Below are 13,252 nucleotides of genomic sequence, written 5' to 3'. Positions count from 1 at the left end.
CTTTCGTGGAGCTCAGCGACGAGCGGCCGAGTGCTGGGTGCGCGACGACAGCTTCTCGACGGCTTCGGTGAGCGTCGTGTCCGAGCCGACGTTGCCGGCGAAGACGATGTACGGGATGCCGGCGGCAGGACCCTCGGCGGGCTCCCACACCGACACGATCCCGGGGAACAGGGACCCGCGCACCATCGCCCGGCGGATCTCGAGACCGCGGCTCGCGACATCGCTCGAGGTGATGCCGCCCTTCGCGATGACGAACCTCGGCGGTCGCTCCGCGAGCGTGCGGCGGACGACCGCGACGAGCGCATCGGAGACCTTGCGGGAGATCGCGAGGCTCTCGTCGGGGTCGTCGGTGCGGATCAGGGTCCTGCTCGAGTGGACGATGACGTCGTTCTCGTCGAGTGCGGAGACGACGCGCTGCACCGCGTCCTCGACGGTCGCCTTCGCCGTCGCCGCATCGAGGAGGGACGGCACGTCGAGTTCCACGACGACGGCGTCGGGCCGTCGCGCGGTCAGATCGGCGAGCTGGCGGCTGGTGAGCCCGACGTGCGAGCCGACGACGACGAGTCCGCCCGACGTGCCGGCGGAGGACGCACCCGCTCGATCGACCTCGAGCGGCGGGCGCGGGGCCTGCCCGATGCGAGCCCGGACGAAGGGGGGTCCGACGCGGTAGATGTAGCTGCGTCCCTCCTCCTCGGCGAGCTCGAGCCCGAGCCCGAGCTGCCGCAGGTCGTCCTCGTTCACGACGTCCGCGGCGAAGACGCTGCCGGGTGCCGCGGAGGCGAGCACCTCGGAGACGCGCTCCGCCCCCGCGCGGATCACATTCAGGTCGAGCTCTACCACGTGGGCGGCCGGGATCCGGCCCTCGCTCTTCTCCTCGACCCAGTCCGCCAGCCGGGAGGAGGAGTAGCCGAAGGTCGAGTCGCGGGCGAACTCGGTCTCGCCCACGGGGGTGAACTCCCCGTCCGCCACCATCCCGTGCAGGCCGCCGATCGTGACGCGGCCCGCGTCCGGGAACGCCGGCACGAGGACGACTCCGTCGATCGGCGGCTCGCCGAGCTCTTGGAGCGTCGCCGCGATGACCTCCGGCTCCAGCGGGAAGTGCCCGCGCAGGGTGGAGTCGCTGCGGCTCGCGAACACCGGCCGGATGCCCCGGGCACGCGCCGCCTTCACCGCCGACGTCACGACCTCCCGGTTGATCCGCTCGGCGGTCGACGGATCGAAGCTGCGCGAGTTGGTGAGCACGTAGATCGCCGGGGCCTCGACGTCGAGCGCCCACTCGAAGTCGGTGATCTCCCACTGCGTGAGCACCGGCAGGTCCGCGATCGACTGCGTGCCGGTCGGATCGTCGTCGAGGACGATGAGCACGCGCTCGGAGCGACGGACGCGGTCGGCGATCTCGGCCGGGTCGAGGGGACGCGAGGCGGGGAACGGGCTCAGGAGGTCGTCGAGATCCACAGCAACTCCGTCGTCGGCGATCTCTCGTCAGCGGTCTGCTGTCGCCTGTCGTACCCGACAGTGCAGTGTTTCGCGCTCGTGTTCCGCCGGGCAAGCCCCAGCTCGCCGGACGCGGCTCCCCGACGGCGCGTCGCACCCTCGTGACGCCGACGCGGACGTCGGCCGCCGAGCACCAATGCCGGCCTGCGGGCGGCGAGGCCCGCGATCCTCCCACTGCCCCGGGACCCCGGAGACGAGGAACGGGAGCCGCCCCGAGGGGCGACTCCCGTTCCTGTTGCGACGGAAGGCGTCAGACGCCGACCTTGATCCGGGCGAAGCCCTGGATGGTGAGGCCCGCGTCCTGAACCACCTTGGTGACCGTGAGCTTGTTGTCCTTCGCGTACGGCTGGTCGAGCAGCACGATCTCCTTGAAGAACCCGGTCAGCCGGCCCTCGATGATCTTGGGCAGCGCCGCCTCCGGCTTGCCCTCGTTCTTCGCGGTCTCGGTGACGATCTCGCGCTCGCGCTCCACGACGTCGGCCGGGACCTCGTCGCGGGTCAGGTAGCGCGGGTCCGCGAAGGCGATGTGCTGAGCGATGCTCCGCGCCGTCTCCGCGTCGTCGCCGGTGTAGCCGACCACCACGCCGACCTGCGGGGGCAGGTCCTTGCTGGTCTTGTGGAGGTAGATCGCGAACTTCTCGCCCGGCACCTTGGCGACGCGACGGAGCTCGACCTTCTCGCCGAGCAGCGCAGCCTCGTCGTTGATGAGCTCACCGACGGTCTGCGACCCGGCGGCCGCGGCGTTGCCCTCCTCGGCGTTGGACGCGCCGGCCGCGGCGACGGCCTCGAGGACCCGGTCGGCCAGGTCGATGAACCGCTCGTTCTTCGCGACGAAGTCGGTCTCGCTCGCGAGCTCGATGAGGGTCGCGGAGCCGGCGCCTTCCTTCGCGGCCACGAGGCCCGCGGTGGTGGTGCGGCCCTCGCGCTTCGCGACGCCCTTGAGGCCCTTCACGCGAAGGATCTCGATGGCCTTCTCGATGTCCCCGTCCGCCTCGACCAGCGCGTTCTTGCTGTCGAGCATGCCGGCGCCGAGCCGGTCACGCAGCGTCTTGACGTCGGCTGCGGTGAAGCTTGCCATTCCTGACTCCCTGTGGTGATTACTTCGATGCGGACTGCTTGGCGCCGCGCGGCGTCTTCTCGTCCTCGGTGGAGGTGGCCTCGATCTTCGCCTCGACCTGGTCCTGGCTCTCGGGCGCGTGCTCCGGGACGACCGTCTCGTCCGCCTGCGCGGTGAGGTCGGCCTGCGCGTCCGCGTCGTTCTCGCGGACCGGAGCGGCGTCCACCGCGGCCTCGACGTCCGCCGGGGTGGCGGGCACGTCGGCCGGGACGGACTCGGCCTGGCCGGCCTCGAGGAGCTCGCGCTCCCACTCGGCGAGCGGCTCGGCCTCTGCCTCACCCTCGGACGGCTTCTGGTGGCGCTGGATCAGGCCCTCAGCGGCGGCGTCCGCGATGATGCGCGTGAGCAGGGCGACGGAGCGGATCGCGTCGTCGTTGCCCGGGATCGGGTAGGCGAGCTCGTCCGGGTCGGCGTTCGTGTCGAGGATGCCGATCACGGGGATGCCGAGCTTCTTGGCCTCGTCGACGGCGAGGTGCTCGCGCTTGCTGTCGACGACCCAGATCGCCGACGGGGTCTTCGCGAGGTTCCGGATGCCGCCCAGCGTCTTCTCGAGCTTGTCCCGCTCGCGGCGCTGGATGAGCAGCTCCTTCTTCGTGTAGCCCTTGGTCGTGTCGTCGAAGTCGACGAGGTCGAGCTCCTTGAGCCGGTTGAGGCGCTTGTGCACGGTCGAGAAGTTGGTCAGCAGACCGCCGAGCCAGCGCTGGTTCACGTACGGCTGGCCGACCCGCTGAGCCTGCTCGGCGATGGCCTCCTGCGCCTGCTTCTTGGTGCCGACGAAGAGGATGGTGCCGCCGTGCGCGACGGTCTCCTTCACGAAGTCGTACGCCTTGTCGATGTAGGCGAGCGACTGCTGGAGGTCGATGATGTGGATCCCGCTGCGCTCCGTGAGGATGAAGCGCTTGACCTTCGGGTTCCACCGGCGGGTCTGATGCCCGAAGTGGACGCCGCTGTCGAGCAGCTGGCGGATGGTGACGACGGCCACGGCCGTTTCTCCTGTTCCCGGCGCACGCCCGCACGCGCGGGAGCGACACCGATTCGGTTGCCTTCCGCGACCGGTCGGCCGCGGATCCTGGTGCCCGGCGCGCAGCCGCCTCTCGATGAGGAGAGGACCGGTGGCTGCGGAGGCCTGGTGGGCACGCGAAGTCACCCCGCTGAGCGAGGTGCGGCGTCCATGTTACAGGACGTGCGCGGCGGCGGCTCAGCTCCTGCCGAGGCCGGCCTCCCGCGCGCGGACGATGGCCTCGGCGCGGTCGCGGACGCCGAGCTTCGTGAAGATCGAGCTCACGTAGTTGCGCACCGTCTTCTCGGACAGGAAGAGCTTCCGCGCGATGTCCGCGTTCGCGCGCCCGCCCGCGAGGAGGTCGAGCACCTCGCGCTCCCGCTCGGCGAGCTCGGGAAACGGCTGCGCCGTCCGGCCGCCGGAGGTGAGCAGCGTGCGCATCCGCCGCGCGATCTCCGGCCCGTACACCGCCTGCCCCGATGACACAGCGGCGAGCGCCTGCCCGATCTCCTCCTGTCCCGCGCCCTTGAGGAGGTACCCCAGCGCCCCGGCCTGAAGGGCGGCGACGACGGCATCGTCGTCCGCGATCATCGTGAGGACGAGCACGCGGGTCTCCGGGTCGTCGGCGATCAGCTGCCGGGTCGCCTCGAGCCCCGACAGCACGGGCATCTGGACGTCCATCAGCACGACGTCGGGCTTGAGGCGGCGGACGAGCTCCACCGCCTCCGCGCCGTCGGATGCCTCCCCCACGACGTCGACGTCGAGGTCCTCGAGGAGGACGCGGAGTCCTCGCCGGAACACGGGATGGTCGTCGGCGAGCACGGCCTTCATCGGGACTCCTCGAGGGGAAGCAGGGCGTGCACACGGGTGCCCGCCGGGTCGAGTGCGGTGACGGAGAGGGAACCGCCGAGCTCCGCGGCGCGCTCGCGCATCGAGCCCAGCCCGACGCCGCCGCCGCCCGAGCGGACCTCGCGGCCGGCGTCCGACGGGATCCCGCGGCCGTCGTCGAGGACGTCGAGCTCGAGCCCGTCCGGCGCTGCGTGCAGGACGACGCGGATGCGGCTCGCCTCCGCGTGCCGCACGGCGTTGAGGATCGCCTCCTGCGCGATCCGGAGCGCGGCGACCTCGGTGGCGGCGGGCAGGGGCGGCAGGGCCCCCGCCTCGACCGTGATCTGCGGGCGCCGCTCGTCGGGATCGCGCTCGCGGCCCCCGAGGGCGGCGGCGCCCGCGCGGAGGGTCTCGACGAGGCCGAGGTCGTCGAGGGACGGCGGTCGCAGGCCCTCGACGAGCTGCCGCACGTCGCGGACCGCCTCCCCCACGTCGTTCCGGCCGGCCGTCACGAGGCGGTCGGCGCGCTCAATGTCCCCGCGCCCCAGCGCCGAGGCGGCGGTGTCGAGGGTCATGACGGCCGCGGCGAGCTGCGGGCCGAGTCCGTCGTGCAGGTCGCGGCGGAGGCGGCGGCGCTCGTCCTCCCGCGCGGTGAGCAGCTCGGTCCTGGAGGCGTCGAGCGCCGAGGCGAGGCGCACGGCGTACGCGGGGGCCGTGAGCGCCTCGGCCATCTCCTCCAGGGCGCGCCGGTCGGGCGGCGGCAGGACGTCGCGCCCTCGCGGTGGGAGGACGCGGAGCCGGGCGACGGCCTCGCCGTGAAGCCGGAGCGGGAGCTCGATCGCCCCGTCAGCGGCATCCGGCGTCCTGCCCGCGGAAACCGTGGCGGTTCCGCCGTCCGGAAGCGGGACCTCCACGGCGACGGCCGGGAGCGCCAGTGCCCGGGCCACCTCGGCGGCGCCCGCGGAGAGAGCCTCACTCGGGCTGCCGGCATCGGCCACGGCGCGGGAGACCCGCTGGCGGAGCTCGGCGGGATCCGGCCGCCGGCCGCGGAACAGGCGGGCCACCGCGCGGCGCACGGCGAGATGGAGCGGGTGGAAGACGAGGGCGACGCTGAAGGCCGCGACGAACCCGGCCACCGGAGACGAGGCCCCGAACAGCGCGCCCGCCCATCCGGTCACCGCGGCGTAGACGAGGGCGCTGCCGGCGAGCAGGGCCAGCCCGACGAGCGTGCGATCGACGACGAGGTCGATGTCGTACAGCCGGTAGCGCGTCGCGGCGACCGCGAGCCCGAGCGGTACGGCGAGCACCGCGATGGCCACCGCCCACGGTGGTGCGGTGAAGGTCGCGACGACGGCGATCACGAGGCCGTAGCCGACCCACGCGAGCTGGCGCCGCTCCCCAGGGCCCCCGCGGCGGACCCGGACCACCACGGACACGACACCGGCCAGCACCAGGACGAGCAGCGGCACCGTGAAGAGGGGCGTCGAGAAGGGCTGGAAGCGGATGCCGGCAGCGGCCGCCACGGCGGTCACGGCGGTCGAGAGCACGGTGAAGGCCGCCGCCGCTGCGGCCACGGCGCGCCAGACCCCGGGCAGCGGCCGGCCGTACGGCACGACGTGAGGGAGGACGGCGGTCGTGACGAGCAGGCCGGGGATCCAGGTCCAGGAGCGCGCCCAATCGGCGAGGGACGAGGGACCGGCGGCGGCGATCGAGGACGCGAGCACATACGCTCCGGCCGACGCCGCCACGACGAGGAGCAGCCACGCGAGGCGCCGCGCGGCGGGCATTCCCACGAGCACGGCGGCGGCCGCCGCGAAGGACGGCGCGACGACCGGTTCCGGCGTTCGGAACAGGTCCGCCGCCCATCCGCCGCCTGTCGCGAGCGGGAGAGCGACGGCCGCTGCCGCAGCGACGGCGGCGAGAACGGCGACCAGCCGGGCCGCCACGACGGCGGCTCGGCTGGTGCGCTCCGGGCGCGGGACGGGACGGTCCTCCGCCGTCGCTGCTCCGCTCATGGCTAGCGAGAGTATCGGCCCGGTCACGCCGCGACGGTCGCCGCAGCGGTCCGCGGGGAACGGAGGATCGCCACGGCGGCGCCGATGCTCCCGGCGAGGAACAGCCAGTGCGGGTCGACCGGGCCCACCGCCCCGACCGTGAAGTCGACGAGGATGAACACGAGCCAGGCGATCCCGACCCACCTCGGCAGGACCCGCGTCCAGAGGACCCCGACGGCGAGCAGCACCATGCCGAGGGCGCATCCGGCGAGGAACGGGAGCAGAAACAGCAGGCCCAGGACCGGGTGACCCTCGATGGCGTCCAGGACCGGCGCCGCCTGAGCCGGGTCGAGCTGGGACGCGGGCAGCTGGACGAGCCCGAGGATGTGGATCCCGACGAAGCCCCACATGCCGGCCAGCAGGGCCCCTCCCGCGATCCCGGCGAGGCGGCGAGCGCGGGTGGCGAGCAACTGGGCGAGGGCGAGGAAGGCGATCGCCATCAGCGGGATCGCGAGCGTTCCGAGGACGGCGCGCGTGCCGTAGAGCGCGCTGTTCTCGGCGACGAGCCGCAGGGCCTCCGCGGTGGTCGCCGGACGCTCGGGCAGGAGCTGGGCGAGCACCGCCTCCGTCGTGTTGAGGGCGGCGCCGCCGATCAGCGCGACGGCGGCGAGCCGACGGCCGACCCCGCCCGGCTTCGTGACGGGGGTTCCCTGCCAGGTGGCGCGTCGTGCGGCGGTGTCGGTCGCCGTGGTGCTGGTCGCCGTGGTGGTGGTCGGGCTCTCGGGGCGGGTGTTCATGGTGTGCTCCTTCCGGTCGTCGCGAGCCCCGGCGGCTCGCACAACTGAACGATGGGGCGGGACGTGTCCCAGCGACCTGGGTGCGGTGTCCTGACCTGGGTGGGACAGTCGCGGAGCTCCTCCCCAAGCTCGAAAGGCCCGCGCCTCTGCACCGGTTCCGCTCGGATCCGCCTCCGCTCCCTGCGGGCCGGTCACCCTCGAAGGGTGTCTCGTCGTGCTCGGCTGCTCGGGGTTCTGCTCCTGGTCCTGCTGGTCCTGAGCGGGCTCCCGCCGTCCCCTGTTCCGGCGGCGGCCCGCGAAGCCTCGACGCCGCTCTGGGACTGGCCTGTGGACCCGCCGCACACCGTCGTGCATCCGTATCGCGCTCCGGCCACGCCATACGGATCCGGGCACCGCGGCATCGATCTGCCCCTCGCCCGCGGGAGCCCGGTCCGCAGCCCGGACGACGGGGTGGTCCACTTCGCCGGAACCGTCGGGAGCCGGCCGGTGCTGTCCATCCGGCATCCGGGCGGACTGCTGTCCAGCTTCGAGCCCGTACACGCGGTCGTCACCGGGGGGACTCGGGTGGGGCGCGGACAGGTGGTCGGGACGCTCGCCGACTCCGCCGGGCACTGCCCCGAGGACTGCCTGCACCTGGGCGCTCGACTGGATGGCCGGTACCTGTCGCCGCTCGTGCTGCTCGGCGGCGTCCCGAGGGCCGTCCTGCTGCCGCTCGAGTCTCAGGCGCGCGGGTGAGCCTGCTCGTACGCGCGCTTCAGCCGCTCGGCGGAGACGTGCGTGTAGATCTGGGTCGTGCCGAGGCTGGAGTGCCCGAGCAGCTCCTGGACAGCACGAAGGTCCGCTCCCCCATCGAGAAGATGGGTGGCGGCGGTGTGCCGGAGGGTGTGCGGCCCGGCGGGGCCGGAACCGGGGAGCTCCTCGAGGAGCCTCGCCACCAGCCGATGCACCGCGCGGACGCCCAGACGTCCGCCCCGGTCACCGAGGAACAGCGCGGGCGTGGCGTCGGTGACGAGGGCCGACCGGCTCTGCCCCAGGTACCGGTCGAGGGCCCGAGCCGCCGGCACCCCGAACGGCACGACCCGCTGCTTGCTCCCCTTGCCGGTCACGGTGACCGCGAGTCGCTCGCGGTCCACGTCGTCGACGTCGAGGCCGCACAGCTCCGAGACCCGCAGGGCGGACGCGTACAGGAGCTCGACGACCGCGAGGTCGCGCACGGCCCGCGGATCACCCTCGCCGGCCCTCGCGGCGAGCCCGTCGAGGAGGCCCTCCATCGCGGGCCTCGGCAGCACACGGGGCAGCGTCCCCTGTGCCTTCGGGGTCCGGAGCCGCAGCGCCGGGTCGACCTCGAGGTGCCCCTGCCGAAGCAGCCAGCCGGAGAAGGTGCGCGCTGCGGCGGTCCGGCGGGCGAGGGTGGCCCGGGCGAGACCGCGCTCGGAGGAGTGCCACAGCCAGTCCCGGAGGAGGTCGAGGGTCAGCGCCTCGACCCCTGCCCCTCCCCGGCGGCGCGCGAAGCCCTCGAGGTCCTCGAGGTCCGCGATGTAGCCGCGGACCGTGTGCTGGGAGAAGCCGCGCTCGCCGGCGAGGTGCCCCCGGAACTCGGCGACCGCCTCCGCGATGTCCATCCGCTCAGCGTGACGGGTGGGAGCGCGGCTCGGCGGGACCGACACTCTCGGACGCTGGGGTTCCGCTCAGACGTCGCGGTCGTCGAAGTACCCGTCGGGGAAGGTGACGACGGTCGGCGGAGCGTCGAGCGGCAGCAGCGCGCTCGCGATCTGCTGTGGGTAGACGAGGGCGAGGGCGATCGCCTGGTCCCCGTCCACTCCCGTCAATCCCAGGTGCGGAGCGTCGACGCGCACGGTGTAGCTCGTCGCCGGAGCCACGGTCACCGGGATGCCGGCGAGCGACCCCTGCAGCGAGTAGTGGAAGTGACCGCTGAGGATCGACCGGACGTCGGTGCCGGCGAGCACCTCGGCCAGTGCGTCGCCGGCCCGCAGCTGGAAGGGCTCGAGGACCCGGACGCTGGTCGGCAGCGGCGGGTGGTGCAGCGCCAGCACGGTGCCGTGCTCGGCGGGCTCGGCGAGCACGTCCCGGAGCCAGTCGAGCTGCTCCGGGTCCAGGTCGCCGTGCCCGGCACCCGGCACGGACGTGTCGAGCGCCACGATCCGGAGGCCCCGGATCTCGAGGACGGAGTCGAGGGGCTCGGTCGTCGGCTCCGCCCCGAGCAGCCCCTCCCGCAGCGGACCCCTCGAGTCGTGGTTGCCCGCGACCCAGACGACCGGGCAGTCGAGGCGCTCGGCGACCGGCTCGACGAGCTCGCGCACCCGGCGGTAGGCGTCCAGCTCGCCGAGGTCCGCGATGTCGCCCGTGTGGATGATCGCGTCGATCGGCATCTGCGACTCCTCGAGGCGTTCGAGGGCCCGGCGAAGGTGCTGCACCGTGTCGACCGTGCCGTGCATCGGCGCTCCGCCGGCGAGCAGGTGCGTGTCGCTCAGGTGTGCGAGGACGTGGGTGGGGGCGGGAGGGTTCGGCACGCCTCCACGCTAGCGAGAGGCACCGACGCCCTAGACTCCCGGCGTGCCCTCCCTCCTCGCGGCGTGCGTCGTGCGCGGTCTCCGCCCGGACTCCGGCAGCAACGGGGTGACCGCGATCGACAAGGGCGCGGTCGCGGGTTCGGTGCACGTCGGCCGGCTCGGGCTGCGGGCGGACGTGCAGGCGAACCGGAAGCATCACGGCGGCCCCGAGAAGGCGGTCTACGCGTACTCGCAGGAGGACGCGGAGTTCTGGGAGGGCGAGCTCGGCCGCTCCCTCCCGCCGGGGTGGTTCGGCGAGAACCTGCGCGTGCAGGGCCTGGATGCGACGGCGGCCCAGGTCGGCGAACGGTGGCGGATCGGCGACCGCGTCGTCCTCGAGGCGACGATGCCGAGAACGCCCTGCATGACCTTCGCGCGCTGGGTGGGGCCGCCTCACGCGTCCGGCTGGGTCCGCCGCTTCGCCGCGGCGGGCCGCCTCGGCGCCTACTTCCGCGTGGTGCACACCGGCGACGTGACGGCCGGAGACCCGATCGAGGTGGTGCCCGCCGCGCCAGGGGCGCCCACCATGCTCGAGGTGTTCCAGCGGAAGGGCTGAGGCAGGAGCGCGCGTCGGCGCCTCTCGTGGCGCCACGCGTCAGTGCCTCTCGTGGCGCCACGCGAGAGCTTCGCCGTTCCGCCGGCGACGTCGCCTGCCACGCTGGGGCAAACGAGACGAGGGCCCTTTTCCTGCTCGCCCCCGTGACCTCTCCGGAGCTTCTCCGCGGGCTTGCGTTATACCCCCTGGGGGTATACAACTGACAGTGGAGGACGCCATGGACAGGAACAGCACAGAGCAGACCCACGGCGACGTGCGGGCAGCGGAGCAGTCCGGCACCGAGCACATGGGCGTGAGCGGGCACGACCACCACGAGCACGACGTTCACACCGGACACGGCGAGCACCACGAGCAGAACTCCCACAGCGGACAGGGCGAGCACGCGGACCACTCGGCGCATCCCGGACAGGGTGAGCACCACGAGCACGCCGCCCACACCGGACACGGCGAGCACCACGCGGACACCGCTCAGACCGGGCACGCCGAGCACCACGAGCACCCCGCCCACACTGGGCACGGCGAGCACCAGGCGCTCGCCGAGCACGCGGGCCACAGGCCGCACCCCCGGCACGCTGCCCACGGTGAGCACGGCGACCACGGTCAGCACGTCGGGCACGAGACCCACACCGGTCATGGCCAGCACGACGCCCACGCCGGGCACGACGCCCACGCCGGACACGGCGATCGCGCCGGTCACGGCGAGCACGGCGAGCACGCCGGGCACGACGCCCACGCCGGACACGGCGATCGCGCCGGTCACGGCGAGCACGGCGAGCACGCCGGGCATGCCGGCCACGGCGAGCACGGCGGGCACGCCGGGCATGCCGGCCACGGCCAGCACGCCGGGCATGGCCAGCACGCCGGGCACGGCGACCACGCGACCCTCTTCCGCAACAGGTTCTGGGTCAGCCTGGTACTCGCGGTTCCGGTCGTCCTCTTCAGCCCGATGTTCGCGGAGATCCTCGGCTACGGCATCCCGTCGTTCGCCGGCGCCGAGTGGGTCTCCCCCGCGCTCGGGACGGTCGTGTTCCTCTACGGCGGCTGGCCCTTCCTGACCGGGCTCGTCGCCGAGGTCCGCATGCGGCAGCCCGGCATGATGACCCTCATCGGGATGGCGATCACCGTCGCGTTCGTGGCGAGCTGGGTCACATCCCTGGGCCTGTTCGGCCTCGACCTCGACTTCTGGTGGGAGCTCGCGCTCCTGATCGTGATCATGCTGCTCGGTCACTGGATCGAGATGCGCGCCCTCGGCGCCGCCTCCAGCGCGCTCGACGCGCTCGCGGCGCTGCTCCCCGATCGAGCCGTTCGGGTCGAGGGCGACCAGCTCGTCGAGGTCCCGCTCCATCAGCTGGGAGTCGGGGACGTCGTCCTCGTGCGCTCCGGATCCCGTGTCCCGGCCGACGGGGAGATCGTCGACGGCGAGGCCGAGATCGACGAGTCGATGATCACCGGCGAGTCCCAGCCGGTGACTCGGGGGCTCGGCGACAGGGTCACTGCCGGCACCGTCGCGACCGACAGCGCGCTGCGCGTCCGGGTGACCGCAGTCGGCGAGGACACCGCTCTCGCCGGCATCCAGCGACTCGTCGCCGACGCGCAGCGGTCGTCGTCGCGCGCACAGGCGCTCGCGGACCGCGCTGCGGCGCTCCTGTTCTACTTCGCGGCCGGCGCCGGCGTCCTGACGTTCGCGGCCTGGCTGCTCCTCGGCAGCCCGGACGACGCGATCGAGCGCACCGTCACGGTCCTCGTGATCGCGTGCCCGCACGCGCTCGGCCTCGCGATCCCGCTCGTCATCGCCATCTCGACCGAGCGGGCCGCCCGCGCGGGCGTCCTAGTGAAGAGCCGGCTCGCACTCGAGCGGATGCGCACGGTCGACACCGTCCTGTTCGACAAGACGGGCACGCTGACCCGCGGCGAGCCGGTCGTCACCGACATCGCCGTGGCGCCCGGCGTCGACCGCGACAAGGCGCTCGCCACGGCGGCCTCCCTCGAGCGCTCCAGCGAGCACCCGGTCGCGCGAGCCATCGTTCGCGCTGGCGAGGAGTCGGTCGACGGCACCCTGCCGCCGGTCGAGGACTTCCGCTCCCTCACGGCCCGGGGCGTGGAGGGCCGGATCGGCGGCGAGCTCGTGCGCGTCGGCGGTCCCCGCCTCCTGGCCGAGGAGGACGCGGTCCTGCCCGCCGAGCTCGACGACCCGATCCGATCCTGGTCCGCGGCCGGATCGGCCGTGCTCTACCTGATGCAGGGCGGCCGGGTGCGCGCTGCGTTCGCGATCGCCGACGAGGTGCGGGAGGAGTCCCGTGAGGTAGTGGACGCCCTGCACCGCCGGGGCATCCGGGTCGCGATGATCACCGGCGACTCCCGGGCAGTGGCCGAGGCGGTCGGCGCGGAGCTCGGCATCGACGAGGTGTTCGCCGAGGTGCGGCCCGAGGACAAGGACGCCAAGGTGGCCGAGCTGCAGCAGCGCGGGGCGAAGGTGGCGATGGTGGGCGATGGCGTCAACGACGCTCCGGCGCTCGCCCGCGCCGACGTCGGCATCGCGATCGGCGCCGGAACGGACGTCGCGATCGAGTCGGCGGGTGTCGTCCTGGCGGGGAGCGACCCGCGGGCGGTCCTATCGGTGATCGAGCTCTCCCGGTCCGGCTACCGCAAGATGGTGCAGAACCTGGTGTGGGCGACGGGCTACAACGTGCTCTCGGTGCCGCTCGCCGCGGGCGTCCTGGCCGGCGTCGGCTTCGTGCTGTCCCCCGCCGCAGGCGCGGTCCTGATGTCGGTGTCGACGATCGTCGTCGCCCTCAACGCGCAGCTGCTGCGGCGGGTGCGGCTCCGTCCGGAAGTGCTGGCCCGGAGCTGAGCGGAGGCGCGGCGGCTCGAGCGATCGCGCGGGAGGCGCGCATCA

At 73.5% G+C, this 13,252-nt stretch carries 11 protein-coding genes; 3 read left to right on the top strand and 8 right to left on the bottom strand.

What is annotated here, in order from left to right; all coding sequences use genetic code 11:
• Window positions 1-12 precede the first annotated feature (12 nt).
• The 6 genes from J3P30_RS09865 to J3P30_RS09840 form a co-directional block, all read right to left on the bottom strand.
• Complete coding sequence (locus J3P30_RS09865; protein WP_210480862.1) at window positions 13-1,455, bottom strand: four-carbon acid sugar kinase family protein; 1,443 nt, start codon at window positions 1,453-1,455, stop codon at window positions 13-15.
• 289 nt (window positions 1,456-1,744) lie between these two features.
• Window positions 1,745-2,572 carry a translation elongation factor Ts gene (tsf, locus tag J3P30_RS09860; RefSeq protein WP_210480861.1) on the bottom strand — a complete coding sequence of 276 codons (828 nt, stop codon included), beginning with the start codon at window positions 2,570-2,572 and terminating at the stop codon, window positions 1,745-1,747.
• A gap of 19 nt (window positions 2,573-2,591) precedes the next feature.
• Entirely contained in the window at window positions 2,592-3,593 is a 1,002-nt protein-coding gene (gene rpsB, locus J3P30_RS09855) for a 30S ribosomal protein S2 (RefSeq protein WP_210480860.1), read from the bottom strand.
• Between the two features lie 216 nt (window positions 3,594-3,809).
• Window positions 3,810-4,442, bottom strand: coding sequence for a response regulator transcription factor (locus tag J3P30_RS09850; protein ID WP_210480859.1), 633 nt, complete (start codon window positions 4,440-4,442; stop codon window positions 3,810-3,812).
• The gene (locus J3P30_RS09845) at window positions 4,439-6,454 is read right to left on the bottom strand and encodes an ATP-binding protein (protein WP_210480858.1); all 2,016 of its coding nucleotides are present in this window, start codon (window positions 6,452-6,454) and stop codon (window positions 4,439-4,441) included. The genes J3P30_RS09850 and J3P30_RS09845 overlap by 4 nt, the downstream gene beginning before the upstream one ends.
• Window positions 6,455-6,477: 23 nt before the next feature.
• Window positions 6,478-7,230, bottom strand: a complete 753-nt coding sequence (locus J3P30_RS09840; protein WP_210480857.1) for a hypothetical protein — start codon at window positions 7,228-7,230, stop codon at window positions 6,478-6,480.
• 204 nt (window positions 7,231-7,434) lie between these two features.
• Here J3P30_RS09840 and J3P30_RS09835 point away from each other — a divergent pair, with 204 nt between their 5' ends.
• Complete coding sequence (locus J3P30_RS09835; RefSeq protein WP_307807462.1) at window positions 7,435-7,965, top strand: M23 family metallopeptidase; 531 nt, start codon at window positions 7,435-7,437, stop codon at window positions 7,963-7,965.
• On the opposite strand, the gene J3P30_RS09830 is transcribed toward J3P30_RS09835, so the two are convergent.
• The gene (locus J3P30_RS09830) at window positions 7,950-8,852 is read right to left on the bottom strand and encodes a tyrosine recombinase XerC (protein WP_210480855.1); all 903 of its coding nucleotides are present in this window, start codon (window positions 8,850-8,852) and stop codon (window positions 7,950-7,952) included. The two genes, J3P30_RS09835 and J3P30_RS09830, sit on opposite strands and share 16 nt — an antisense overlap.
• Before the next feature lie 66 nt (window positions 8,853-8,918).
• Window positions 8,919-9,761 carry a phosphodiesterase gene (locus J3P30_RS09825; RefSeq protein ID WP_210480854.1) on the bottom strand — a complete coding sequence of 281 codons (843 nt, stop codon included), beginning with the start codon at window positions 9,759-9,761 and terminating at the stop codon, window positions 8,919-8,921.
• A gap of 43 nt (window positions 9,762-9,804) precedes the next feature.
• Between J3P30_RS09825 and J3P30_RS09820 the strand changes: the two genes are divergently transcribed.
• Both J3P30_RS09820 and J3P30_RS09815 read left to right on the top strand, forming a co-directional pair.
• Entirely contained in the window at window positions 9,805-10,356 is a 552-nt protein-coding gene (locus tag J3P30_RS09820; RefSeq protein WP_210480853.1) for an MOSC domain-containing protein, read from the top strand.
• Between the two features lie 217 nt (window positions 10,357-10,573).
• Window positions 10,574-13,207, top strand: a complete 2,634-nt coding sequence (locus J3P30_RS09815) for a heavy metal translocating P-type ATPase (RefSeq protein WP_246852750.1) — start codon at window positions 10,574-10,576, stop codon at window positions 13,205-13,207.
• The last annotated feature ends 45 nt before the right edge of the window (window positions 13,208-13,252 follow it).

The sequence above is a fragment of the Naasia sp. SYSU D00948 genome, from assembly GCF_017916515.1.
In the GTDB taxonomy this organism is placed as follows: Bacteria; Actinomycetota; Actinomycetes; order Actinomycetales; family Microbacteriaceae; genus Naasia.
The sequence above is the reverse complement of the archived record's forward strand: the minus strand, read 5'-3'. Positions and strand labels throughout refer to the sequence as shown.

Coding starts and splice junctions, on each gene's coding strand:
- J3P30_RS09830 (WP_210480855.1), bottom strand. CDS start 8,852: ATGGACATCGCGGAGGCGGTCGCCGAGTTCCGGGGGCACCTCGCCGGC.
- J3P30_RS09850 (WP_210480859.1), bottom strand. CDS start 4,442: ATGAAGGCCGTGCTCGCCGACGACCATCCCGTGTTCCGGCGAGGACTC.
- J3P30_RS09815 (WP_246852750.1), top strand. CDS start 10,574: ATGGACAGGAACAGCACAGAGCAGACCCACGGCGACGTGCGGGCAGCG.
- tsf (WP_210480861.1), bottom strand. CDS start 2,572: ATGGCAAGCTTCACCGCAGCCGACGTCAAGACGCTGCGTGACCGGCTC.
- J3P30_RS09845 (WP_210480858.1), bottom strand. CDS start 6,454: ATGAGCGGAGCAGCGACGGCGGAGGACCGTCCCGTCCCGCGCCCGGAG.
- J3P30_RS09840 (WP_210480857.1), bottom strand. CDS start 7,230: ATGAACACCCGCCCCGAGAGCCCGACCACCACCACGGCGACCAGCACC.